Genomic DNA, 24,289 nt, shown 5'->3' with positions numbered 1-24,289 from the left:
GAGTGTCCTAACGGAAACCGGGGAGCCACCCGGAGGGTTCGTTGTCCTGGACGGGCTCCAGGGTGCCTTGATAGAGCGCTTCGATGACGGGGACTTCTCGCCAGGGTTCGTTCATGAAAGTCAGGCCGACGTCTTCAACGGTCTTCCCCGACCAATAATAGTGCGCAACCTCATCGAGTGCGGACAAGGACAGACTATGCGGCAAGCGCAGATAGTCGAGCCAGCTCGCATCGTGAAACGAGCACAGGTAGGCATTCTTGCTGCGCGCGCAGGAGAGGTTTTTGCCAAACACGCGTTCAGGGTGCTTGTCGCGAAAAGCCATGGCATCGATGCGCGTGGCGAACTGCAGCATTGCATGCAGGCGACTGGGCAGATGGTTGTAGCGGCGCTGGCGGAAAAATTCGAGGTGGTATTCGGCAAAGTAATTGCGCACCGAGAGCAACTGATCGCCTGCGCTCGGGGCATTGCCTTCCGGCGCCGCCAGCGTGGCACCGAACGGACTGCCCTTCAGAATGTCCCAGCCCGGCAGATCCGCAGCGGGATCAAGCCAGCAGAACAATTCCAGCGTTGCAGTACCCTTGATCAGGTTGTCCATGATCCGATTGGAATGGTGCGAATTCCATCATTCTCGCCGATTGGCAGCGTTTGACCAACCGCCAGTGTTTATTTTTTCCGGCCGGAAAAACAAGGTGGTTTTTTATTTTCAAAGTGCTAAGCTGAGCCCGTGTCGAGTGTGCAGCAAGCTCGACATTCAGTGGCAGTGAATGCTGCGTTGAAGGAGATTCTATGGTTGTTGTCAAAGGAAGCAGTTCTTGAGATTACCGTGTAGTCCTCCACAAACGGCGTAAGCCGATTTCCCTGACCGTGGTCAGGGTTGCTGCAACAGAAGCCCATGTCTCAACAACATGGGCTTCTCGCTTTCAGGATTCGGCTAGCGTTTCAGCGCTGCAATCGCAGCCGCTGCCGGCCGAAATCCAACGCGCCAGCAGGCGGCTTGCCAACTTTTTCCCGCCAGCCGGCAAGTAAGGGAAATACGCACCAGGATCAAGTAGCAGGCCGCAGTGATAACGCTGTGTTTCGTCCGACCATGCCAAGGCCGGGCAGGGCCCCTTGATCTGCAGGAAGCGCAGGCGGCCGACCGGGCAGGTATCCAGCGCGCAGCACACGCCGCAGCCGTTGCATACGGCACCTTCGGCCGGCTTGGCGGGGGCCGCCTGGTGGAGGTGAATGATTTGTTCTGCCATGCCGGGTAATGAATCACGTCCGGATAAATTGCGCAAATATCTCCTGACCCAGCGACATGCTGCGGGACTGTGATATATATGCGGGCATTCTTTCCTGCTTGATTTGGCGAAAATTATGAACGCAAAAGAAAATCCCACCGTTTATGGGACTGAAGACATCCTGATGAGCCTGTGCAATTCAGTAACCGATGTCCTGAGTGTCGCGACCCAGACCCAGATTCGCTATTCCGGCATGGTGCAGCGGATCACCAAGACCTGCCTGAAGCCGGATATCGGCTGTTTTGTGCTGTTCGATGGTGGCTTCTCCGGGCTGGTGGTGATCAACTTCTCGGCACAGGCGGCGATGGAGTTGTACGAAACCTACATGCTGAGCATGGCGATGGCCAAGGAAGACCTGGCGACTTCGCATACGGCCGATGAAGTGAGCAACGTCATGGGCGAATTGATGAACCAGATCGTCGGCAACTTTACCGGCAAGGTGTCGCGCGAGTTGCAGACGCATATCACGCAGAATCAGCCTAAGATGCTGGTTCTCAACAAGCAGGTGATGTTGAGCGTGGACGCCAATCTCGACAAGCCGGAAGCCCGTCGGGTTACGTTCTTTACCGCACGGAACAACATTTTCTATCTGGAAATGGCCATCGACCGTACCGAGTTCATCAAATTGTTTGATTTCGATGCCCAGGAAATCACCGATCCCGATGCGCTGATTGCCCAGGCTAACAAGGGTAGTGATGCAGCCAAGCCGGCAGCGCAAGCAGAATCCAGCGAACACGACGACCTGCTCAAGTCGCTGGGTATGTAATCCCGGCTAACAGCCCCCGGTTCCGTATGAATTCACGGCCGGGGCAGAAATAATTCCGGATCGACCGCCGTATTGTTCAGAATGACGGTCCAGTGCAAATGTGCGCCGGTCGAGCGGCCGGTCGAACCCACTGCACCAATCTGCTCGCCCTTGCCGATTTTCTGCCCATTGCGTACATCGATGCGCGACAGGTGCATGTAGGCACTGATCAGCCCTTGTCCGTGATCGATGAACACCGTATTGCCGTTGAAGAAATAATTGCCGGTGTCGACCACCACGCCGGCCGCTGGCGTGCGTACCGGTGCGCCGCTGGGCGCGGCAAAATCCAGTCCGCTGTGCGGATTGCGCGGCAGGCCGTTGAAAATGCGGCGCAGGCCGAAGCGTGACGACAAGCGGCCATCGGCCGGTCGGGCAAAATTGGTATCGGGCAAGGCATCGCTGAAGCGCTGCTTGATCTGCTCGGTGTGGGCTTTTTCGCGGGCAATGCGCACCAGATCGTCCGGATCGGGTTCGACCTTGCGTTTTTCCTTGATCGTCAGTCGTTGTTCCGGGTAGTTCTTGCTACCGATAGGGACGCTGATGCTTTCCGCTGTTGCGGTCGACCGGCCTGAAACGCGAATTTCCAGTGGCACCGGCAGGGCATCGAGTGGAATGCCGAACAGTGCGTACCAGCGGCCTTTTTCGGCAACGACTGCCAGCGGCTGGCCATCCCAGTCGGCCTGTGGCCGTGGCTTGCTGCTCGATCCGAGGTCGATGACGGCGACCCCGCCGGGTACCGGTGCATGCGTCGGCAAGGCCCAGGCCACACTTGCGGTCAACGCCAGCCAGAGGGCAAAAATGGTTTTTTTCACGTACTTGATCCTGTGGTCCGATTGGCCCACCACAAGCGCAGGCACAGGCCGATTTCGCTGGTGTAACCCACCGTGACGAAACGGATGTTGCCGTCTGGCGCGATGATGACGAAGGCTGGCGTGCCAGGAATGCCGAAGGTTTTCATGAAAATGCCTTGCGGGTCGTTGAGTGTCGGCCAGCGGTAGCCGTTTTCGCTCATGAAGCGGCTGAGCGCGGCGGCATCACCGCTTTGCGTGGCGATGGTGATCAGCACTTGGTCTTCGGCCAGGCTGGAAACGCTGGCGGCGGTGGTCTTGCAGATCGGGCACCAGTCGGCCCAGAAGTAGATCAGGAGCGCCCGGTCAGGGTGCTGACGCCGCCAGGCGGCGGAATCAAAACGGCTGCCATCGAGCAGTGGACCGTGGAAGTGTGGCAGCGGGCCGCGTGTCGTATCGCGCAATTGCCACATCTGGAAGCCGATGAAGAGGGCAGTGAAGATGACAATTTCCAGTATCCAGCGGCGCCAGCGTGAGGTTTTGCGTGGCGCGGGAAGCTTGCTCATTGGCTCACAATTGTTTCGTGTTGAAGGTGTTGCACTGATTCATGTCGCCCGATTCGAAGCCGCGCTTGAACCAGCGCATGCGCTGTGCCGAACTGCCGTGGGTGAAGCTTTCCGGCACGATGCGGCCTTGCGTCTGTTGCTGCAGGCGGTCGTCGCCGATGGCCGAGGCGGCGGTCAACGCAGCTTCGAGGTCGCCCGGCTCGAGCACATTCTGCATCGTGTCGGTGCGCTTGCCCCAGACGCCGGCCAGACAGTCGGCCTGCAATTCCATGCGCACGGACAGCGCGTTGGCTTCCGCTTTGCCGACCCGCTGCTGGGTCTGATGAATTTTGTCGGCAATACCCAGCAGGTTCTGTACGTGATGGCCGACTTCATGGGCGATGACGTAGGCCTGGGCGAATTCGCCCGGCGCCTTGAAACGATCCTTCAGTTCGCGGAAGAAGGTCAGGTCGATGTACACATTCTGGTCGCCCGGGCAATAGAACGGCCCCATCGCCGACTGCCCGGTCCCGCAGGCGGTCGGCGTTACGTCGGAAAAGAGGACCAGTTTAGGCTCCTGGTATTGCTTGCCCATGCGCTGAAAAGCTTCGTTCCAGGTGTCTTCGGTCGAGGCCAGGACTTTCGAGACGAAAATTGCCGTCTCGTCGTTCGCCGGTGGTCGGCTGGCGCTAGTCGCGCTTTGCTCGATGGCCGGCATGTCGCCACCGCTCAGCATGTTGAGTACGGTCAGCGGATTGATGCCGAGGAAGTAGCTGGCCACCAGCGCGATGGCAATGGTGCCCAGACCCATCCGTCCGCCGCCCAGGCGCAGGCCGCCACCGCTGCTGCGTTGGCCGCGGCGGTCTTCGATGTTGTCGCTTTCGCGGTGGTCATCCATGCGCATGCTGTGCGTCCTTTACCGGTAAAGGTTGATTGCGTCGCGGGTTTCGAGTGCGACCCGGCGAGCCGCGGCGGCAAAATTTTCATCCTTGCCGGCGTACAGGATGGCGCGCGACGAGTTGATCATCAGGCCGCTGGCTTTTACTGTCGCATTTTTTCCTGTTTTCCCGGCGTTGACCGTCGCTTCGATGTCGCCGCCCTGCGCGCCGATGCCCGGCACTAACAGCGGCATGTCGCCGACGATTTCACGCACACGGGCGATTTCGGCCGGGAAGGTGGCGCCGACCACCAGCCCGATCTGGCCGGTCGTATTCCATTGTTCGGCGGCCAGGCGGGCGACGCGCTCATAGAGCTTCTCCCCGCCGACGTCGAGGAACTGCAGGTCGGAGCCGCCGGCATTCGAGGTGCGGCAGAGCAGGATGACGCCCTTGTCCGGGTAAGCCAGGTAGGGATCGACCGAATCGCGGCCCATATAGGGGTTGACCGTGACCGCGTCAGCCTGGAAGCGCTCGAAGGCTTCGATAGCGTACTGCTCGGCGGTCGAGCCGATATCGCCGCGCTTGGCATCGAGAATCACTGGAATGCCCGGATGTTTCTCGTGAATGTGGGCGATCAGCGCTTCCAGTTGATCTTCAGCCCGGCGGGCGGCGAAGTAGGCGATCTGCGGCTTGAACGAACAGGCGAGGTCGGCGGTGGCATCGACGATGCCCTTGCAGAATTCGAAAATCGCATCATCGCGACCGTGCAGGTGTGCCGGGAATTTGGCCGGGTCGGGATCGAGGCCGACGCAGAGCAGCGAGTTGTTTTTCTGCCAGGCGGCGGCGAGCGTTTGGGTAAAGGTCATGCAGCGTCCTTTTTCGGATCAGACGGGAGAAATTGGGAAAACTGGTCGGGCAGCAGGCAGTTTTGCAGGCTGCGCTGGGTAAAGATGAAACGTCCGTCGCAGACGAAGCCAAGTTGCTGCCAATCGACTTCCTTGTTCAGCAGCATCATGCAGCGGATCAGTTCACGGCGCGAGATGCGCTGGTTCCGGGGGAACAGTGCCAGGATCGAACCGTCGAAGCTGTGGCAATCGTGCAGGAAGAAAGGTTCCGGCTTGCGCGTCCGGCCATTGACGTAAATACGCGGGTGATCGTTGAGCGGGCAGGCGCGGCCCCATTGCCACCAGTTGCTTTCGTCGAAAGTGGTGACACGACGGGCGAGCAGTTCGGTCTTGTGCTTGTCCAGGTGCGGGTGCTTCATGTTGTAGAACATGCGCCGGGTTTCGCCGGTTTCCACGGTCTTCGAGCAGACGAACTCCATGTTGCCCTTGGGATGCGTAAAAATCTTGTCCGCCCCGGAAACGGCGCCGACCCGGACGGTGAACACATCGGAAAACTTGATCGCGTGGTTGTCGCGCAGGAACATCAACTGGCCATCGACTTCGGTGAAAGTCCGGCCATCGGCCATGCGCCGGTCGAAGCGGCCTTTTTCGAAGCGGAAAATGGCACAGTTAGGTGTGTGCTTACCGAAGATGCGCACGTCACCAGTTTCATAAAAATGTGTGATGCTGCCCTGTGCGTAGAGCCAGGCATTGAGTTTTTTGGCAGCGGTCAGCTTGATGAATTCGCGCGGCACGATGAAGACCAATTCGCCGCCCGGCTTCAGGTGGCGGATGCACTTTTCGATGAAGAACAGAAACAGGTTGCTGCGCGCATCGAACAGCCCGGATTTCAGTCTTTTTTTGGTGTCGACCGCAACATCCTGAAAACGCACGTAAGGCGGGTTGCCGATGATGGTATCGAACTGCTCGGTCGTCGGATAAGCAAAGAAATCCTGGACCAGAACGCCCGTCGGCGCGACTTGCCGGTCGTACTCGATGCCAACGCAATCCTTGCGCCGCGTTTGCAACTCAGCAAAAAAAGCCCCATCCCCGGCCGATGGCTCCAGCACCCGGCCGGTGTTCTGGCAGAGATCAAGCATGAACGCCACCACGTTGGGCGGGGTGAAGACCTGGCCGAGTTGTTCGACGTTACGTGTCATGCCTGGATTGGTTTGCCTTCGCGTAAACGCTGATAACGGGCTCGGCTTTCCTCAGACTGCCCCAGCCAGGAAAATTCTCGTGCAGCTTCGACCCATTCGAGACGTTGCATTGCCGTCATGCGGCCGAAGGCGGCAAGTTGTTCGTCACTGACGTAGTAGCGGAAGCCGCCGGGAGATTGTGGTGTGTCAGCAGGCACGAATCCGCTCCAGATGTTCGATATCGCTTTCATCCTGTTGGCGCCCGGTGCCCGACTTGAGCGCAATCATGTCGTCAATTGCCGCTAGGGAAACAGGCAAGCCATTTAGGTCACGGATGATGGCGCGTGAAAAGGCATTTTCGATATCGAGGGCTGGTGCAATCAAGATATCGACCATGGTCGGTATGCTCGCTTGATTGTTCTGTAAGCCAAAAGCAATCATGTGCTTTTGTTCCCGCCAGATTCGCCGCTGTTCGGGGTCCTTGATGGCCGAGAGCTTTACTGGCGCGACCGGTTCAAGATTCAGCTTCTGGGCACAACTAATAAAATGGTCAAGATTTTCCTCGTCCATCAGCAGTACGAGATCGACATCCATGGTCATGCGCGGGACGCCATGGAGGTTCATGGCCAAGCCGCCAACGAGCAAGTAACGCACTTTGTGATCGTGTAGCGCCTGAAACAGGTCGAGGTAGATCATTTTTTGCCTTCCTTGGCCGACTGCTCGCGTGCCTTCTTTTCCCAGTAGCGTTCGTTCTTGCTTTCGTCGACGAAGCGGTAGCGACCGGCAAGTTCGCAGCCTTTCATGCCCGGATTGCACGGCAGGTGGTTGATCTTGCTACAGCGATCAGCCACCTCGTGCGGACAACCCCAGCTACCGGCCATGTCAGCCTGCCTTGCCCCACGAATCCTTCAAGGTCACCGTCCGGTTGAACACCGGTGCACCCGGTTTCGAATCCACGCGGTCGGCAACGAAGTAGCCGTGGCGTTCGAACTGGAAGCGTTCTTCCGGTTGGGCATCCTTCAGGCAGGCTTCTAGCTGGGCGGTGATGGTCTGGCGCGAGTCCGGGTTCAGGTCGTCGAGGAAGTCGCGCTCCAGATCGGGGGCGTCGCCTTCGCGGCGGGCGCCGGGGGCGGGGACCTTGAACAGGCGGTCGAACAGGCGAATCTCGGCTTGATAGGCGTGGCCGGCGGAGACCCAGTGCAGGTTGCCCTTGACCTTGACGCTGTCGGCGCCCGGCGTGCCGGATTTGGTTTCGGGCAAATAATTGCAGTGGACCGCAATAATCTTGCCGTTTTCATCCTTGTCGCAGCCGGTGCATTCGACCACGTAGCCATAACGCAGGCGCGCCATGTTGCCCGGAAACAGGCGGCGGAAGCCCTTGCTCGGTACTTCCATGAAATCCTCGCCCTCGATCCACAGTTCGCGGCTGAACGGTACGGTACGCTGGCCAAGTTCCGGGTGCAGCGGGTGGTTCGGCGCGAAGCACTCCTCGACCTGGCCCTCGGGGTAGTTGTCGATGATCAGCTTGACCGGGTCGAGCACGGCGATGCGGCGCTGGTCGGATTCGTTCATCACTTCGCGCATCGCATCTTCGAACAGCACGTAGTCGATCAGCGAATCGTTCTTGGTTACGCCAACGCGCTCCATGAACAGGCGGAAGCCATCGGCCGAGTAGCCGCGCCGACGTGCGCCGACCAGGGTGGGCATGCGCGGGTCGTCCCAGCCATCGACGTGCTTTTCGTCAACCAGTTGGATCAGCTTGCGCTTGGACAGCACGACGTAGGTCAGGTTAAGGCGCGAGAATTCGATCTGCTGCGGCAGGGGCCGTTGCAGCAGGCCGCCCTCGGCCAGGCGTTCGAGCAGCCAGTCGTAGAACGGGCGCTGATCTTCGAATTCCAGTGTGCAGATCGAGTGGGTGATGTTTTCCAGCGCGTCTTCAATCGGGTGGGCAAAGGTGTACATCGGATAGATGCACCATTTGTCGCCAGTGTTGTGGTGCGTGGCGTGGCGGATGCGGTAAATGGCCGGGTCGCGCAGGTTGATGTTCGGTGCGGCCATGTCGATTTTGGCGCGCAGGATGTGTGCGCCATCGGGGAACTCGCCGGCCTGCATGCGCTTGAATAGATCAATGTTTTCTGCGGTCGACCGGCTGCGGAAAGGCGAATCCTTGCCCGGCTGGGTCAGCGTGCCGCGATTGGCGCGCATTTCGTCTGGCGACTGGCTGTCCACGTAGGCGTGGCCGGCCGAGATCAGGTATTCGGCAAACTGGGCCATCCAGTCGAAATAGTTGGAGGCCTGGTAGAGATTGGTTTCGCCAGTGCCTTCCCAAGAACAGCCGAGCCATTTGACCGAGTCGATGATGGCATCGACGTATTCCTGTTCTTCCTTCTCCGGATTGGTGTCGTCAAAGCGCAGGTGGCAGCGGCCGCCGTAAGCTTCGGCGAGGCCGAAATTGAGCAGGATGGACTTGGCGTGGCCGAAGTGCAGGTAGCCGTTCGGCTCAGGCGGGAAGCGAGTGCGGATTTTTGCCGGGTCGAGCGGCGCAGCGGCGTGGTCAGCCGCCGTACCGGGGCGGCCGGCCCAGTGACGCTGGGCATGTTTGCCGGCGGCCAGATCGGCCTCGACGATGTTTTTGATGAAATTGGCGGCTGGCGCGACGGGAGCGGAATGATCTTTGGACATGGAGGGCTGTTCGGGGGCAATGTGGTGAGCCACAAAGCCCCGATTTTACCAGCCGACAGGCCCGGTTCAGGCGTGAACGATGCCGAAAATCATGAAGTAGAGCATCGCCGCCATCAACGCGGAGGCCGGTACCGTGATAATCCACGCTGCGGCGATCCGGAAAGCGGCTGAGCGCTTGACCAGTTCATGCCGATATACCTTGCGCATCTGCTTGCGGTCGTATTTCGACAGATTGGCCTGCGCGGTACGCGCTTTCAACTGATCCAGCATTTCCCGTTTGTCCTGGACGCTTGCCTTGGCAAACTTGTTCAGGAAGGCTTCGACGTTGTCCTTGTCGGCTCCCAGGTGATGTTCCTTTATTTCCTCAATCATCTGCGAGTAGCTGCTCTTGATGAATTCACGCAGAAAACCGACCCCGAATACGCCGCCCAGTGCGATATGCGTGGAGCTGACCGGTAGCCCCATTTGCGAGGCGACAATGACCGTCAGGGCAGCCGACATGGCGATACAGAAAGCGCGCATCTGGTCGAGTTCGGTGATTTCACTGCCGACGGTGCGGATCAGTTTCGGGCCGTACAGGGCCAGCCCGAGCGCAATACCCAGCGCGCCAACCAGCATGATCCATAGCGGAATGCCGGCTTTACCGGAAACCTGGCCGTGAATCACGGTGTCAGCGATGGCCGCCAGTGGGCCGATGGCATTGGCGACATCGTTGGCGCCGTGGGCAAAACTGAGTAGTGCTGCAGCAAAAATCAGCGGTACGGTGAACAGGGAGTTGATGCTCTCCTTGTCATTGCTCAGGTGCGTGGCGCGCCGACGTACTGAGGCTGACATCAGCAGCCAGGTTGCAATGCCAATGACCGCACCGATGGCGCAGGCCGTTGTAAATTCAACCTTCCATACTTTATTCAAGCCCTTCAGGATCAAGTAAGTGCTGAATGAAAAAGCCATCAAACCGATCAGGATGGGGACGGTTTTTTGTGCCGCAACGACCATGTCGGCCTTGTAGGTGATGGCGCGCTTGATCCAGAACAGAAAGCCTGCCGCCACGGCGCCGCCGAGCACCGGCGAAACGACCCAGCTGGCGGCAATGCTGCCCATCGTGTTCCAGTTGGCTGCGCCCATGCCGCCGGCAGCCACGCCGGCACCAAGCACCGCACCGACGATGGAGTGGGTGGTCGATACCGGTGCGCCAACTGCGGTAGCGATGTTGAGCCACACGGCTCCTGCCAGCAGTGCCGAGGTCATGACCCAGATGAAGCGGTTGCTGTCGGCGATGCTGGCTGGATTGATGATGCCGCCCCGAATGGTCGAGACGACCTCGCCGCCGGCAATCAATGCCCCGGCTACTTCGAAAATGCCGGCAATGATGATGGCGCCGGTCATCGTGATGGCGTGCGAACCAACCGCAGGACCGACATTGTTGGCAACGTCGTTGGCACCGATGTTCATGGCCATGTAGCCACCGATCATCGCCGCAACAACCAGCATGATGCCTTGCGGTCCCGTAACGCCAATGCCAAGCGCGGTGTAAATCATGATGCCGACGACAAAAAGCAGCCCGCTGCCCAGCCGGAAAAACTCGCGGCGGCCTTTCTGGGTGGCTTTCTCGATATCGTTGAAGTCTTTCAGTTCCATGTTTTCTTCCTAGTCCGGTGGCCCGTCTGCAGCGAGCAGCAGGGTGTCGACACTTGCGGTCGACGGTGCTCCGGGTTGCAAAAGCGTTATTGTGACATTGAAGGTTTGTTTTCATGATGTATTGTCTGCAACAGGAGATTCAGCCCGGCACGGTAGAATCCTGCCAAAAGGAGGGGGCATGAACGCTATTGGATTTGCCGCAGTGGGACTGGGGGCCGCATTGGGGGCATGGGTACGCTGGTTGCTGGGATTAATGCTTAATCCCCTGTTTCTCGCCGTGCCGCTCGGCACCTTGGCGGCCAATTTGACCGGTGGATATCTGATCGGCATTGCCGTGGGGGTTTTTCACCTGAACTCCGGTTTGCCGTTGGCGCTCAAATTGTTTGTCATCACCGGATTTCTTGGCGGTTTGACGACGTTTTCGACATTTTCTGCCGAGGTCGTGGAACGTCTGTTGGCCGGCCAACCCCTCTGGGCACTCGGTCTCGCCATGCTCCATCTGGCGGGGTCGCTGACGGCGACCTACCTGGGCTTGCTGACGGTCGGCGCCAGCCGGATCTGGGCTTAGACGGACTGCTGCTGGCGGCCTTCGTCGAGCAGCCAGGCACAGAATGCCGCGACGGCCGGGCGGCTGGCGATGGTTTCTGACATCACCAGGTAGTAGGCGTAGGGCGAGGGTGTGGTCTGGGTGAAGGGCGTCAGTAAACGTCCGGCGGCGACATCGGCTTCAATCAGCGGGAACGGTGCGAGGGCGACGCCTTGGCCATCCAGTGCCGCTTCCACGGCCAGTACCGAGTTGGAAAAGTGCAGGCCACGCCGGGCATCCACGCCTTTGATGCCAATGCTGCCCAACCATGCCGCCCAGTCGGGACGTGCTCCTTCATGGCCGATGGTTTCATCGTGAATCAGGACGTGATGCGCCAGATCGGCCGGGGTATCCAGGGGTTTATCCGGTGTCGGCAGGCGCGGGCTGCACACCGGCAGGTAGTCCGGGGAAAATATCTTGTCGACCCGGCGTCCCGGATAGTTGCCCAAACCGTAGCGAATGGCGACTTCGCTGGCAGCGCTGCGTGGGTCTGTCCGCAGTTCGTCAAAGACAATCGCCTCGCCTTGCCGGTCCACCGTGTCGGCACTGCTCGACAGGTGCAATTCGATCCCCGGATGGAGGCTGGAAAAGCGTGGCAGGCGGGGAATCAGCCAGCGCGAGGCAAAGGATGGCGGGGCGGTGACGGTGAGTGGCCCGTCGTTGCTTTGGCGGCTGCTTTCAACGGCGGCGGCCAGACAGTCGAAACCTTCCCGCAGCTTGGGTAGCATGGCCTTGGCCTGCGGGGTCAGCTCAATGGCTCGGGTCAGTCGGTGGAACAAACGCAGACCGAGGTAGGTTTCCAGTTGGCGGATTTGCTGACTGATCGCCGCCGGGGTGACGTGCAACTCCTCCGCTGCCTGTTTGAAACTACGGTGGCGGGCTGCTGCTTCGAAGGCGCGCAATGCTGCCAGCGGGGGAAGACGATAGCTCATTGGGATGCTTAAGTTTTTCTTACTTGTCGCATCATAAAGTGTCGTTTGTCTGGCGGCAATGGCGGTTTTATCGTTTCGCCTTCTGCTTTTTTACCGTCTCATCCTTGTCAGTCTCCTCTGACGATCATGCGCCCTTGATGTATCGGGCTTGAGCCCGCCGTGAGCGGGCTCCTTTTTCTTTCTCAGGATCAATCATGCAGACTCCGAGCGAAGCATCGCGCGTCCTGTGCGCCAAACTGCGCAGCAAAATCATGTCAGCCGAAGAGGCTGCCGGGCTGATTCCTTCCGGCGTCAATGTCGGTATGAGCGGCTTTACTGGTGCCGGTTATCCGAAGGCCGTGCCGTCGGCCTTGGCCAAACGCATCATGGACGCCAATCTTTACGGTAAAAAATTCAAGATTGGCGTGTGGACCGGCGCATCGACGGCCCCCGATCTGGATGGCGCGCTGGCCATGGTGGATGGCGTCGAAATGCGTCTGCCCTATCAATCCGACCCGACCTGTCGCAAGCGGATCAATGCCGGGGAGATGGAATACATCGATATTCACCTGTCGCATGTCGCGCAGTTCGTCTGGTCGGGCTTTCTCGGCCAGCTGGACATTGCCGTGGTTGAAGTGTCGGGGATACTCGAAGACGGACGTCTGATTCCCTCGTCGTCGATCGGCAATAACAAGACCTGGCTGGATCAGGCTGACAAGATCATCCTGGAAGTGAATTCCTGGCAGAACCCGGCCTTGGAGGGGATGCACGATATTTACTACGGCACCCAGCTGCCGCCAAACCGCAAACCGATTCCGTTGACCCTGACCGACGACCGCATCGGCGAGGCTTACCTGCGTTGCGATCCGAACAAAGTGATTGCGGTGGTGGAAACGCATAGTCCGGATCGCAATTCCGCTTTTTCGGCACCGGATGAAAATTCGCGCAAGATCGCCGGCCATATCCTGGAATTTTTCGAGCATGAGGTGAAGAAAGGCCGTTTACCGGCTGATTTGCTGCCTTTGCAGTCCGGTGTGGGCAATATCGCCAATGCGGTGATGGCCGGGTTGAATCAGGGGCCTTTCGAAAACCTGACGGCGTATACCGAAGTCTTGCAGGACGGCATGCTGGAGATGATCAAGTCGGGCAAGCTGACTTGCGCCTCGGCCACGGCCTTTTCGTTGAGCTCCGGCGCGCTGGCGGAACTGAATGCCGATCTCGGTCGTTACAAGAACAACATCATCCTGCGCCCGCAGGAAATTTCCAATCATCCGGAAATCATTCGTCGTCTGGGTGTCATCGCGATGAACGGGATGATCGAAGCGGATATTTACGGCAACGTCAATTCGACTCACGTCATGGGGACCAAGATCATGAACGGGATTGGCGGCTCGGGCGATTTTGCCCGCAACGCCTACCTGTCCATCTTCATGACGCCGTCGCAGGCCAAGGGGGGCGAGATTTCCTGCATCGTGCCGATGGCTTCCCATGTCGATCACACCGAGCACGATGTGCAGATCCTGGTGACCGAACAGGGCTTGGCCGATTTGCGCGGTCTGTCGCCCAAACAACGGGCCAAGGCGATCATCGAGCATTGCGCTCATCCGCACTTCAAGCCGGCCTTGAGCGATTACTACAAGCGTGCCCTCGATCACTCGCCGGGCAAGCAGACGCCGCACCTGCTCGAAGAGGCGCTGAGCTGGCATGTGCGTTATCTGCGTCAGGGAAGCATGTGATTTGCGGTGTCGCGGAGAATGCTCGGCCATGAAAAAGGCCAACGGGTACGAGCCGTTGGCCTGGCAGAAAACGCCGAAATTGCCGGAAGTCAGGGCAAACCTAGATAGATGTCGCCAGTGGCTGAACCGTTGAAGTCGTTCAGCGACGGGAAGTAGCCGCCATTCGATCCCACGCCGACCAGCGTGACTTGGGACATGCTCAGGCCGGAGTTCGTTGATGCGGGTTTGGCCGTGGCGATCACATTGCCCGAGCCGGCGTCGTGCCGGAGAAAGTAGAGTTCGCTGGTCGAGGCGACACCATTGATGCCGTTGCCGTCGAAGTAAACCGCGTCGTCTGCACCGAAATTGTTGATGATGACATCGTGCGCGACGTTGCCAGCCCAGCCTTTTTGCAGGACGTCATCGAAAAACTGGTAGGAGCCGCTGCTTGCATCGACAGTGGCTTTTCCCGTATTCGCCGTGTTGGTCACGATGTCGTTGAGATTGACCACCTGTTTGCCCGGTAGTACCGGCGCTAAGCCATCGGTGGTCAGATTTGAGACGGCATCAAGGCGTAGCGTCACGCCGCGGAAGGTTTCGTTGCCTACCGTGACCGAGGCCAGGAATAGCGTGTTGTTGCTTGGGTCGAAGCTGGAGCAAAGTCCAGTACCGCTAACGCCCAGCACGGAGAATTGGTTCAGGGTCACATTGACAAATTCGACCAGGGTGTCGCCGACTTGAATCACGTCGACCTTCAGTTTGTTGTCACTTAAGTTGAAACTTGCCGCCATTTGATATGCCTCCCGAGTTTGGTTTTGTAAGCCGGATGATTATAGGGAGTGCTATGGCGCTGGCAAGTTGAAGTGCTGCTTCCTGCAGTGGTATTTGCAAAATGTCGCCGGGTAGTGAAGCGGGTGATCGGTCAGCGATTGGCCAAGCGGGTGAATTGTTGTGGCTGATCGAGGATCAGGCGACCGAACTCATCCAGCAGGGATTGATTCACGGCATTCGGTGCCAGTTGGTAGCAGGCGCTGCCAAGGCGTTCCAGGTTGCGTGTGTGCACCAGTAACTTGCCATTTCTTGCGTCGGCTTCCCAGCGAATGTTCACCTTGATTTCGGGGGCGATGGTGAAGCGTGCCTTTTCCAGGTAATGGCGTTCGTTGCGAAACTCTTCCGTTTTAACGTTGAGATTGCGATCAAACAGAAATTTCCTGAAGCTTTCGGCTACCGTGCCATCGCGTTCCATTTCCAGCGCTTGTGTGCCGCACAGGCGATAGTTGAAGCTGACAAACTCAATCAGCGATCCGGCACTTTCCGGTAGCGAGCGGTAGTCGCTAAAGCCTTGTTGCCAGACGAGGCCCCGCAACTCCTGTGAGCTGGCGACGAAGTAGCTGCGGGGAATTGGCGGCTTGAGTACATTCAGTTGCTGACCCAGTTCGTGCAGGTAGGAAAAAACCTGGCGCAGGGCTGAGTCCATCTGCGCTTCTATCCTGGAAAGCTGTTGGTGCTCGACATGCTGGCGATGTTGAATGGCTTCCGCCTGGTGACGTAACTGGTCGAGCAGGCCATTGCCCGGTAGCTGCTGCGCTTGATCCGGGCGGCCCGCTGCCATATCTGTTGCGCCGCCGGCTTTCTGCGTTTTGCGCGTAGCGGCATTGGCGTCAATGTCGGGGAAAGCCAGGTCGATGTTGTTGACCAGGCTGCTCAGCCGGGCTTTTTGTTCATCGGCGTTGACTTGCCGGGCGATGGCTTCCGGGTCGAATTTTTCCAGGTCGGCGAGCAACGAGGCTTCCATTGCATCAAGCTCATCCTGGATCAACTTGTGGCTGCGGCCTTCCCGTTTTGCCCGGATCGCATTGGCAATCTGGTCGTGGACTGTTGTGGCAGGGGTGTCCTGATCTGGCATGCTCGGTGGCTTTTTTAAAGGATGAGTCGGATTTCTTTGTCTCTGGCGCTGGATTTTTTCGTGAGAAAAATACGGCCTGAACTAAGCGCTCTACTATATTTCAGCCCCGCAGCCGTGACAATCGCTTCGATTGTGCGGCGGCGCCCGGCCATGCCGGGTCGGCGGGTTTTGCCCGTTTTTTTGCGGTCGACCGCAAAAAATAGCGGAAAATCCTCGGGCCGGGTTGCGTCAATCTACTGGTGGCTTCTGCGTAAGCGGCCGCTCGGGCGCGGTAAAATCGGCCTCCCGCTCTAGCTGCCCTGTCGATGAAAAAAGAAACAACCGCCCGCTCTGCCAGTACCCGTAAGGCTGCCCCGGAAATGCTTTGCCTGACCGCTGATGCGCGTCGTCTGCGCGCTTTGCAGCGCGAATTATCGCGATCACCGAAGGCAGGGCAAACCCCAGGGGGAGCTGGCGAAAAGAAACAAAAACTGCAGGCCGATCTGGCGGCTTTGCTGGAGCGTTCGCAGGCTGCTGTCGCGTTGCGGCGCAGTCGTTTGCCCAAACCGGAGTTTCAGAGCGATTTGCCGGTCAACGAGCGACGGGACGATATTGCCGAGCTGATCGCGAATCATCAGGTGGTGATTGTTTGCGGCGAAACCGGTTCGGGCAAGACGACGCAGTTGCCAAAAATCTGCCTCGATCTCGGCATCGGCGCGCGCGGCCTGATCGGTCACACGCAGCCGCGCCGTCTCGCTGCGCGTTCGGTGGCGACCAGGCTGGCGCAGGAATTGAAGACGCAGGTCGGGGCCGGGGTCGGCGTCAAAATCCGCTTCCACGACAAGTCGACCGCAGACAGCTGGGTCAAGCTGATGACCGACGGCATTCTGCTGGCGGAATCGCAATCCGACCCGTATTTGAACGCCTACGAGGCGATCATCATCGACGAGGCGCACGAGCGCAGCCTGAACATCGATTTCCTGCTCGGTTACCTGAAGCAGTTGCTGGTCAAACGGCCGGATCTGAAACTGATCATCACGTCGGCGACCATCGATGCCGAGCGTTTTGCTGAACATTTTGCGGTCGACGGTAGAAAAGCCCCGGTGATCGAGGTCTCCGGCCGGCTTTTTCCGGTCGAGGTGCGCCATCGGCCGGTCGAGGACATCGACAAGAAGGACGACGAGCGCGATTTGTACGATGCGATTGTCGATGCTGCCGATGAACTGGCTCGGCTCGGTCCCGGCGATATCCTGGTTTTCCTGCCCGGCGAGCGGGAAATCCGCGAAGCGGCGGAGGCCTTGCGCAAGCACGCGCTGGCCCGGCCCGGTTTATCCACGGCGCACGCGCCGGAAATCCTGCCACTGTTCTCGCGGCTGTCGGCTGGCGATCAGGATCGCATCTTCAAGCCCTCGGGCGGCCAGCGGCGCATCGTGCTGGCGACCAACGTTGCTGAAACCTCGCTGACCGTGCCGGGGATTCGCTACGTGATCGACACCGGGCTGGCCCGGGTCAAGCGTTACTCGTACCGCAACAAGGTCGAGCAGTTGCAGATCGAGAAGATTTCGCAAGCCGCAGCCCGCCAGCGCGCCGGGCGTTGCGGCCGGGTGGCGGCTGGCGTGTGCATCCGTTTGTACGACGAGGCGGATTTCAACGCCCGAGCGCCGTTTACCGATCCGGAAATCCTGCGTTCATCTCTGGCTGGCGTCATCCTGCGCATGAAGTCGCTGCGCCTGACCGACGTCGAGAGTTTTCCGTTCATCGAGCCGCCGCCGGCCAAGGCGATCAGCGATGGTTACGCGCTTTTGCAGGAGTTGGGTGCGCTCGACGACGAGGATGGCCAAGGCAGCAAACTGACCAAGGTCGGCGAAGCGCTGGCCAGGTTGCCGCTCGATCCGCGTATCGGCCGCATGCTGGTCGCCGCGCGCGATCTCGGTTGTCTCAGTGAAGTGCTGATCATCGCCGCCGGCTTGGCCACGCAGGATCCGCGCGAACGGCCGCAGGAACGCCAGCAGGCGGCGGATGAGAAGCACAAAGCTTTCGCCGACGAGAAATCCGAGTTCCTCAGTTGGGTGAAGTTGTGGAACTGGTTCAAATCTGCGGTCGACGGCAAAAAATCGAATAAATCGCTGGTCGATACCTGTCACGCGCATTTCCTGTCCTACCTGCGGTTGCGCGAATGGCGCGAGGTACATGGGCAGTTGCACGCGATGGTCACCGAGTTGGGCTGGAAGGAAAACGACATACCCGGCACTTACGATGCGATCCACATGGCGCTGCTGTCGGGCTTATTGGGCAACATCGGCTGCAAATCCGACGAATCCGGCTACTACCTCGGTGCGCGCGGCATCCGCTACTTGATCCATCCGTCGTCGCCGCTGCAGAAGAAGGCCGGCAAGTGGATCATGGCCGCCGAGATCACCGAGACGACGCGCCTGTTCGGCCGTTGCGTGGCCCGCATCGAATCGGACTGGATCGAGAAAGTGGGCGCTCACTTGATCAAGCGCCAGTATTTCGATCCGCACTGGGAAAAGAAGGCGATGCAGGTTGCGGCCTGGGAGCGGACGACGCTCTACGGCGTGGTGATCAACCCGAAGCGGCGCATTCATTACGGACCGCTGGCGCCATCGGAATCGCGCGAAATTTTCATCCGGCAGGGGCTGGTCAGTGAGGAAATCGACGAGGCCTTCGCCAAGCGCTGGCCTTTCTTTCAGCACAACCAGCGGCAGATTCGCGACATCGAGAAGATCGAACACAAGCAGCGCCGGCAGGACGTGCTGGTAGACGACGAGCTGATTTTCGCCTTTTACGACCACATCATTCCGGAAGGCACGCACAACGGCGCGACCTTCGATCACTGGCGCAAGAACGCCGAGCAGGAAAACCCGAAGCTGCTGTTCCTGGCCAAGGATGACCTGATGCGCCATTCGGCGGCCGGCGTGACCACCGAGGCTTTCCCGCACCAGATCAAGGTCGGTGGCGTGGAGTACGCGCTCACTTATCACTTCGAGCCGGGTTCGCCGCGCGACGGCGTGACCTTGACCTTGCCGCTGGCGCAACTCAACCAGATTCCGGCCTTGCGCATGGAATGGCTGGTGCCGGGCTTGATCAAGGAAAAACTGGTGCAGCTGATCAAGACGCTGCCGCAGAAAATCCGGGCGAAGCTGGTGCCGGTGCCGGAATTTGTCGATGAATTCCTGTCGACCGTACAAGGTAACGACAAGAAACTGAATCAGGGGATCATTCAGCCCTTGATCGACTACATCCTCGAGGCGCGTGGCTTGAATGCGCGCGGCTGGGCGGTGACGCCGGACGCCTTCCGCCCGGACGCGCTGCCGCCACATTTTTCGATGAACTACAAGTTGATCGATGAGCATGGCCGGCAACTCGACATGAATCGTAGCCTGCTGGCCTTGCGGGGCGAGTGGGGCAAGGAAGCGAAGGAAGAATTCGCCGAGTTGCACGAAACGCCTTCCGAATACACCAGGCTGACCGACTGGACCTTCGGCGAGCTACCGGAACTGATGGAAGTTCCTGTCGGCAAGCAGACAGTGATCGGCTACCCGGCGCTGATTGACGACGGCGAGACGGTCAGCCTGAAGGTTTTCGACTCGGCCGAGGAAGCCGCCGAAGCGCATCGCAAGGGTCTGGCGCGCCTGTTCATGCTGCAATTCAAGGAGCAGGTGAAGTACTTCGACAAGAACGTGCCGGGCATGAGCCAGATGGGCATGCAGTACATGGCGCTGGGTAGTACGGAGGAACTGAAGCGGCAGATTGTCGATCTGACCTTCGAGCGCGCCTGCCTGACCGAGCCGCTGCCGACGACGCCGGAAGCATTCAAGGCCCGCTGTGCGGAAGCCAAGGCGCGGCTTGGCCTGATCATGCAGGAGGTTTGTCGCTTGGTCGGCACCGTGTTGAGCGAATGGCAGGCGGTGGTGAAAAAATTGCCGGCGTTCAAGGCGCAGGCGGCGGTGCAGGCCGATATCGAAGCGCAACTGAAACGTTTGATGGGCAAATACTTTGTCGCCGACACACCGTTCGAGCGCCTGCAGCATTTCCCGCGCTACATGAAAGCCATCGTGGTCCGGCTCGACAAGCTGAAAGCCAACCCAGCACGCGATGCGACGCTGATGGCTGAATACGGGCCGCTATGGACCAATTACGAACGGCGTGCCATCCAGTTGGCCAAGCTGGGTACGCCCGACCCTCAGGTCGAGCAGTTCCGCTGGCTGCTGGAAGAGTTGCGCGTCGGCCTGTTCGCCCAGGAGTTGCGCACACCGGTGCCGGTGTCGAGCAAACGCCTGCAGAAACAATGGGAAGGGATCAAGAATGGGTGACGCACATGAATGAAGTCATGCTCGCACTGGCGCGGACTTTCGCCAGTTTGAGAAGCCCAAGGGTCTGGCTGTATGTGCTGATGCCGGCGCTGTTTTCCTTGTTGCTCGGCATCGGGCTGGCGGTCTGGGCACTGGAGGCCATGGTGCAGCAGATGATGGAATATCCGCCGATGACCTTGCTGGTCGGCTGGGGGCTGGTCTGGCTGGCGCATGTGCTGGCTTATCTCGGTGGCTGGATGGCGATCTTTGCCCTGGCCTACATGAGCGCTTCGCTGCTCGCGGCAATCGTCATCATGCCCTTGCTGCTCAAGCATCTTTCGGCTGGCGCGTATCGTGATGTGGCGCCGATGGGCAAGGATTCGTTTGTCGCTGCTACGGTCAACAGTCTGCTGGCCGCATTTTTGTTCATGTTCGCCTGGCTGGTCACCATCCCGTTGTGGCTGATCCCCGGCTTTTCGCTGCTCGTGCCGCTTTTGTTGATGGGCTGGTTGAATCGCAAAACCTTTGCTTACGACGCCCTGTCGCTGCATGCGACGGCCGATGAATGGCATGCGCTGCGCCGTCAGCACCGGCTGCCGCTGTTCATGCTCGGCCTGAGCATGGCGCTGCTCGCCCATGTGCCGCTGGTCGGCCTGCTGGTGCCGGCGCTGGCCGCGCTATCATTCGTGCATTACGGGCTGGAAGCCTTGCGGCGTTCGCGTGGCGGCGCCATTGTCAGTGTCGAGGGGGAGCAGGTATGAGTCGTACTTTTGGCGCCATCATCATTGGTGACGAGATATTGTCCGGCAAGCGGCAGGACAAACACTTTGCAAAAATTGCCGAAATGCTCGGTCAGCGGGGGCTGCAACTCTCCTGGGTGGAATACCTGGGCGACGATCGGGCGCGTCTGGCCGCGACTTTCAAGCGCACGATGGCCAGCGGCGACGTGGTTTTTTCCTGCGGCGGGATCGGCAATACGCCGGATGACCACACGCGGCAGGCGGTTGCGGCGGCACTCGGTGTCGAACTGGCATTGCACCCCGAGGGCTACGAGGAGCTGAAAGTGCGCTTCGCCGGCGAAGAAATCACCGACAAGCGCAAGCTGCTGGTGACCTTTCCGCAGGGCGTGCACATCGTCCCCAACCCGTTCAACCGGATTCCCGGTTTCATGGCCAACGACCATTACTTCGTGCCGGGCTTTCCGCAGATGGCGCACCCGATGATCGAATGGGCGCTCGATACCTTCTACCGGGACGAATTCAAACCGGTCGGCGACAAGGTCGAGAAAGCCTTTCTGCTGACCGGGCCGACGGCTTACGAGAGTGCGCTGCTCGATTTGATGGAGCATATCGTAGCCGCCTACCCGAGCTTGCGCCTGTTCTCGTTACCGTCGCTGGTCGGCAAGGAGCGCAAACATCTGGAGCTGGGGGTTGAAGGTGCCACGGAGCTGGTCGATCAGGCGATGGAGGAAATTCGTCTGGCAGTCGAACAGCGCGGCATCACCTGGACCTGGCGCCCCTGAACGACAGCCGGCCGGGAAAAGGCCGGCACGCGGCATGGCTGCGGTCGACGTAAAAAAGCCCGCGATATTTGCGCGGGCTTTTTTCTGGGCTGCAGGCAGCCAGGACGGCGCCAGATTACTTGGCTGCGGTCTTCTTGGCGGCAGCGGCGGTTGCGCTGGTCTTGGCCGGCGTTGCGGCCTTGGCGGCAACCTGCATGTTGGCTTCGGCGATGTCCGACAGCTGACGAGCCATCGAGGTCATCTGGTCAAAGGCCTTGGTGGAAGCGCCAAGCATGGATTGCATGGTGGCTGCGAACACATCGCCACCGACCGGAGAAGAGGTCTTGGCTTTTTCAACGGCACTGGCGGCATTCTTGGAGAAGCTGCTGTACTGGGCTTCCATGACCGAAGTGACTTCCTTCTGCATTTCGGAAACCAGGTCGTACACGCTGCGTGAGTAACCCATCAGCTTGTCGACATTCGGCTGAGCCAATTCGCTGTTCAGCTTGGCTACTGCAGCGGCATCCTTGGCGGCCATCAACTGCTGGGCATTGGCGACGGTCGCGTTGAAAAACTCGCGGGAGGCAGCCATGTTCAGCGCGGTCAGGCGCTCGAGGCCGTTGAAGGCGGTGCGCATCAGGGTGGTCATGACTTCCGCATTGGCTTGCTGGGCGGCGGTCAGTTGCTCGAAATTCGGGTTGCTCATCATCTTCTCCAATGTATTTTTACGGGCATGGATGAAACAAGGCCTTCACCATGGTGAAGGCCTCTTTATACAACGAATTACTTTTTCTTCGAAGCAGCGGTAGTGGCGCTGACCGCCTTGACAGTAGCATTGGTCGCAGCAGCAACATTGGCTTCGGCGATTTCAGCAACTTGCTTGGCAGCCTTGTTCATGTTGTCGAAGGCGGAGTTGGCGGCAGCGATGGCGCTCTTGACTGCAGCAACGGCCACATCGGAACCGGCCGGCGCAGACTTGGCAGCCTGGTCGAGCAGACCGGCAACAGTCTTCTGGAAGTCGCCAAATTGCGACTCAACCATCTTGGACAATTCTTCCTGCGTCTGGGCAGAAATTTCATACACGGAACGTGAGTAGGCAACAGCCTTTTCAACATTCGGTTGTGCCAGGGAGGCTTGGATGGAGATGGCTTCTTGTACGTCCTTGGCACCCATCAGGGCCTTGGCGCCGGAAACGGAGTCTTCCATCAGCGAACGGGCGGTGTTCAGATTCAGGGCGGCGATGCGCTCGGCCGATGCCAGAGCGGTGTTGGCCAGCGACAGCAGGGAATCAACGGTTGCCTTGTTGGCAGATGCGAATTGCTCGGGGGTCTTGAACATGGAAATCTCCTAAGTGAAAAGGTCGTGCTGAACAGTCATTGCTGTAGCAGTGCTTACCCGTTCAGGCGATGTTGCACCGCACCATGTTCATGATTATAGACAGCAATGTTGGGTTGTCAACAAAATGTTGTGCAGTGCACAAATCAAATGGCTTGCTGCCATCCCGACCTTGAGCAACGAGCAGAGTCCCTCAGTCCAGGGGGGGGAGAATGGTATTGGTTCCCTTTAGCTGCAAGCGTTCTCCGCGTCCTTCCGGCCGGGCTGGTTCGCTGCCTTTGGTGCGTGGCTGAATGATGGCGCGCACCCGTCCCGGAGGCGCATTCGCGGCGCGAGTGTCGTTGGCGCTGGCGAGAAACTTTTCGCTAACTGCGTCGTACCAGATGTAGTCGCCTTTGACTTCATCTTCGCCACTGCGTACGCGGGCGCGATGGAATAGTTCGACGACTTCACTGTTGCTGTTGTATTCGACTCGCTCTGCTTCGCCTTCGACGTAATCATCACGTCCCTCACGTTTCTGACGGAAAGTGGCTTTTTTGCCCGAGTTGCCGGCAAAGGCGCTGCCTTTCTGGAATCCGTATTGATCTTCCGTGATGACGATGCGTTCCGCTTTTAGTATCAGCGTACCTTTGGTGATAACTACGTCACCTTCCAGTGTCTGAATTTTTTTTGCGTCATCGATGGACATCCGGTTGGCTTCCAGTTGCATCGGCTTGTCCCGGTCGGCCTTTTCGGCAAATGCCGGTAGGCTGACGAAGGTGGCGAGTGTAAGTATGACGATGTGCGGAATCATGGTTGGACTCTTGAGGCGACATGGTGTCCCCGAACGCGTGACTGCAGTTCGAAGGTTGAAGCATTGCTGTCGATGCGGGCGCCGATACCTTTGATCCATGAGGCACCCTGAGTAATTTCTATCGCTTTATCAGTGTAGGCCAGTCCGGCATCAGGTTCCACCGTCAGCAGGGAAGTGCTGGCGAGGAGCGCGGGGGATTGCGTGGTGGCCTCGCGGAGGATTTTGACGTTTTCATTAAGGTAGATCATCTCCCCGCGTGCGGTAATCTTTGCTTGGTCGGCGGTCAGGGTGAGTGGCGGGGCATCCTGTCGATAGGCGATGAGGCGCGGTGTCTTCACTTCGGAGCTGTCATCATCCGAGAAATGTACGATATACGGTGCTGTGAGCCGATATTTGAGTTTGCCCTGATCGTCGAGTCGCCGAATTTCGAAATTCTCTGCCATTGCATCGGGATCGTGCGTCAGGTGCCGGTCCGGCTTGGCTGCGTCGGGGGTTAGCGCAGCCTGAAGCATGAAGGTCAGCCCGGCGATCGTGGACAGCAGGGCGATGGAAAAGAGTTGTCCGGACGAATGTTTCATTGAGGCATCAAGATGCGTTACGAAGGTAGT

Annotated in this window: 25 protein-coding genes; 6 read left to right on the top strand and 19 right to left on the bottom strand. The window is 59.1% G+C overall.

Going from position 1 to position 24,289, the window contains the following annotated elements:
- Positions 1-7: 7 nt before the first annotated feature.
- Positions 8-595 (bottom strand): hypothetical protein, encoded by a 588-nt coding sequence (locus tag RCI20_RS13020; protein WP_306606194.1) that lies wholly within the window; start codon positions 593-595, stop codon positions 8-10.
- A gap of 325 nt (positions 596-920) precedes the next feature.
- Positions 921-1,280 (bottom strand): hypothetical protein, encoded by a 360-nt coding sequence (locus RCI20_RS13015; protein ID WP_306606192.1) that lies wholly within the window; start codon positions 1,278-1,280, stop codon positions 921-923.
- Positions 1,281-1,359: 79 nt separating this feature from the next.
- Between RCI20_RS13015 and RCI20_RS13010 the strand changes: the two genes are divergently transcribed.
- Entirely contained in the window at positions 1,360-2,049 is a 690-nt protein-coding gene (locus RCI20_RS13010; protein ID WP_306606190.1) for a DUF3334 family protein, read from the top strand.
- 32 nt (positions 2,050-2,081) lie between these two features.
- Here the strand turns inward: RCI20_RS13010 and RCI20_RS13005 are convergent, their stop codons facing one another.
- The 10 genes from RCI20_RS13005 to RCI20_RS12960 form a co-directional block, all read right to left on the bottom strand.
- The gene (locus tag RCI20_RS13005; protein WP_306606189.1) at positions 2,082-2,900 is read right to left on the bottom strand and encodes a peptidoglycan DD-metalloendopeptidase family protein; all 819 of its coding nucleotides are present in this window, start codon (positions 2,898-2,900) and stop codon (positions 2,082-2,084) included.
- Complete coding sequence (locus tag RCI20_RS13000) at positions 2,897-3,442, bottom strand: protein disulfide oxidoreductase (protein ID WP_306606188.1); 546 nt, start codon at positions 3,440-3,442, stop codon at positions 2,897-2,899. The genes RCI20_RS13005 and RCI20_RS13000 overlap by 4 nt, the downstream gene beginning before the upstream one ends.
- A gap of 4 nt (positions 3,443-3,446) precedes the next feature.
- Complete coding sequence (locus tag RCI20_RS12995) at positions 3,447-4,325, bottom strand: neutral zinc metallopeptidase (RefSeq protein WP_306606186.1); 879 nt, start codon at positions 4,323-4,325, stop codon at positions 3,447-3,449.
- Positions 4,326-4,337: 12 nt separating this feature from the next.
- Positions 4,338-5,165 carry an orotidine-5'-phosphate decarboxylase gene (gene pyrF / locus RCI20_RS12990; protein ID WP_306606184.1) on the bottom strand — a complete coding sequence of 276 codons (828 nt, stop codon included), beginning with the start codon at positions 5,163-5,165 and terminating at the stop codon, positions 4,338-4,340.
- Positions 5,162-6,343 carry a class I SAM-dependent methyltransferase gene (locus RCI20_RS12985; protein WP_306606182.1) on the bottom strand — a complete coding sequence of 394 codons (1,182 nt, stop codon included), beginning with the start codon at positions 6,341-6,343 and terminating at the stop codon, positions 5,162-5,164. Before RCI20_RS12985 ends, pyrF begins: the two co-directional genes overlap by 4 nt.
- Positions 6,340-6,540 (bottom strand): hypothetical protein, encoded by a 201-nt coding sequence (locus RCI20_RS12980; protein WP_306606180.1) that lies wholly within the window; start codon positions 6,538-6,540, stop codon positions 6,340-6,342. Before RCI20_RS12980 ends, RCI20_RS12985 begins: the two co-directional genes overlap by 4 nt.
- Positions 6,530-7,018: a nucleotidyl transferase AbiEii/AbiGii toxin family protein gene (locus tag RCI20_RS12975; protein ID WP_306606178.1), complete on the bottom strand. Its 489-nt coding sequence runs from the start codon at positions 7,016-7,018 to the stop codon at positions 6,530-6,532. Before RCI20_RS12975 ends, RCI20_RS12980 begins: the two co-directional genes overlap by 11 nt.
- On the bottom strand, positions 7,015-7,203 hold the full coding sequence (locus RCI20_RS12970) for a hypothetical protein (RefSeq protein ID WP_306606176.1): 189 nt from the start codon (positions 7,201-7,203) through the stop codon (positions 7,015-7,017). Before RCI20_RS12970 ends, RCI20_RS12975 begins: the two co-directional genes overlap by 4 nt.
- Before the next feature lies 1 nt (position 7,204).
- Positions 7,205-9,004 carry a glutamine--tRNA ligase/YqeY domain fusion protein gene (locus RCI20_RS12965; protein WP_306606174.1) on the bottom strand — a complete coding sequence of 600 codons (1,800 nt, stop codon included), beginning with the start codon at positions 9,002-9,004 and terminating at the stop codon, positions 7,205-7,207.
- 66 nt (positions 9,005-9,070) lie between these two features.
- Entirely contained in the window at positions 9,071-10,642 is a 1,572-nt protein-coding gene (locus RCI20_RS12960; protein ID WP_306606173.1) for an inorganic phosphate transporter, read from the bottom strand.
- A 178-nt stretch (positions 10,643-10,820) separates the two neighbouring features.
- Here RCI20_RS12960 and crcB point away from each other — a divergent pair, with 178 nt between their 5' ends.
- Complete coding sequence (crcB, locus tag RCI20_RS12955; protein WP_306606172.1) at positions 10,821-11,210, top strand: fluoride efflux transporter CrcB; 390 nt, start codon at positions 10,821-10,823, stop codon at positions 11,208-11,210.
- Here crcB and gcvA read toward each other — a convergent pair.
- On the bottom strand, positions 11,207-12,160 hold the full coding sequence (gene gcvA, locus RCI20_RS12950; protein ID WP_306606170.1) for a transcriptional regulator GcvA: 954 nt from the start codon (positions 12,158-12,160) through the stop codon (positions 11,207-11,209). The two genes, crcB and gcvA, sit on opposite strands and share 4 nt — an antisense overlap.
- Before the next feature lie 194 nt (positions 12,161-12,354).
- On the opposite strand from gcvA, the gene RCI20_RS12945 reads away from it, so the two are divergent.
- Complete coding sequence (locus RCI20_RS12945) at positions 12,355-13,875, top strand: acetyl-CoA hydrolase/transferase family protein (RefSeq protein ID WP_306606168.1); 1,521 nt, start codon at positions 12,355-12,357, stop codon at positions 13,873-13,875.
- An 89-nt stretch (positions 13,876-13,964) separates the two neighbouring features.
- Here RCI20_RS12945 and RCI20_RS12940 read toward each other — a convergent pair whose 3' ends face one another.
- Both RCI20_RS12940 and RCI20_RS12935 read right to left on the bottom strand, forming a co-directional pair.
- Entirely contained in the window at positions 13,965-14,645 is a 681-nt protein-coding gene (locus RCI20_RS12940) for a hypothetical protein (RefSeq protein WP_306606166.1), read from the bottom strand.
- Positions 14,646-14,776: 131 nt separating this feature from the next.
- On the bottom strand, positions 14,777-15,760 hold the full coding sequence (locus tag RCI20_RS12935) for a hypothetical protein (protein ID WP_306606164.1): 984 nt from the start codon (positions 15,758-15,760) through the stop codon (positions 14,777-14,779).
- Positions 15,761-16,065: 305 nt separating this feature from the next.
- On the opposite strand from RCI20_RS12935, the gene hrpA reads away from it, so the two are divergent.
- Genes hrpA through RCI20_RS12920 form a run of 3 tightly spaced genes read left to right on the top strand, consistent with a single transcriptional unit; the run spans position 16,066 to position 21,574 of the window.
- Positions 16,066-20,073, top strand: a complete 4,008-nt coding sequence (hrpA, locus tag RCI20_RS12930; protein WP_306606162.1) for an ATP-dependent RNA helicase HrpA — start codon at positions 16,066-16,068, stop codon at positions 20,071-20,073.
- The gene (locus RCI20_RS12925) at positions 20,049-20,813 is read left to right on the top strand and encodes an EI24 domain-containing protein (RefSeq protein ID WP_306606160.1); all 765 of its coding nucleotides are present in this window, start codon (positions 20,049-20,051) and stop codon (positions 20,811-20,813) included. The genes hrpA and RCI20_RS12925 overlap by 25 nt, the downstream gene beginning before the upstream one ends.
- A complete protein-coding gene (locus RCI20_RS12920) occupies positions 20,810-21,574 on the top strand; it encodes a molybdopterin-binding protein (RefSeq protein WP_306606159.1) in 765 nt (254 codons plus the stop codon). The genes RCI20_RS12925 and RCI20_RS12920 overlap by 4 nt, the downstream gene beginning before the upstream one ends.
- 115 nt (positions 21,575-21,689) lie before the next feature.
- Here the strand turns inward: RCI20_RS12920 and RCI20_RS12915 are convergent, their stop codons facing one another.
- The 4 genes from RCI20_RS12915 to lptC form a co-directional block, all read right to left on the bottom strand.
- Positions 21,690-22,259, bottom strand: coding sequence for a phasin family protein (locus tag RCI20_RS12915; RefSeq protein WP_306606157.1), 570 nt, complete (start codon positions 22,257-22,259; stop codon positions 21,690-21,692).
- A gap of 77 nt (positions 22,260-22,336) precedes the next feature.
- Positions 22,337-22,897, bottom strand: a complete 561-nt coding sequence (locus RCI20_RS12910; protein ID WP_373691524.1) for a phasin family protein — start codon at positions 22,895-22,897, stop codon at positions 22,337-22,339.
- Between the two features lie 184 nt (positions 22,898-23,081).
- Positions 23,082-23,681, bottom strand: coding sequence for a lipopolysaccharide transport periplasmic protein LptA (gene lptA / locus RCI20_RS12905; RefSeq protein WP_306606153.1), 600 nt, complete (start codon positions 23,679-23,681; stop codon positions 23,082-23,084).
- Entirely contained in the window at positions 23,678-24,259 is a 582-nt protein-coding gene (gene lptC / locus RCI20_RS12900; protein ID WP_306606151.1) for an LPS export ABC transporter periplasmic protein LptC, read from the bottom strand. The genes lptA and lptC overlap by 4 nt, the downstream gene beginning before the upstream one ends.
- Positions 24,260-24,289: the final 30 nt, after the last annotated feature.

The sequence above is a fragment of the Azonexus sp. genome, assembly GCF_030824335.1.
In the GTDB taxonomy this organism is placed as follows: Bacteria; Pseudomonadota; Gammaproteobacteria; order Burkholderiales; family Rhodocyclaceae; genus Azonexus.
The sequence above is the reverse complement of the archived record's forward strand: the minus strand, read 5'-3'. Positions and strand labels throughout refer to the sequence as shown.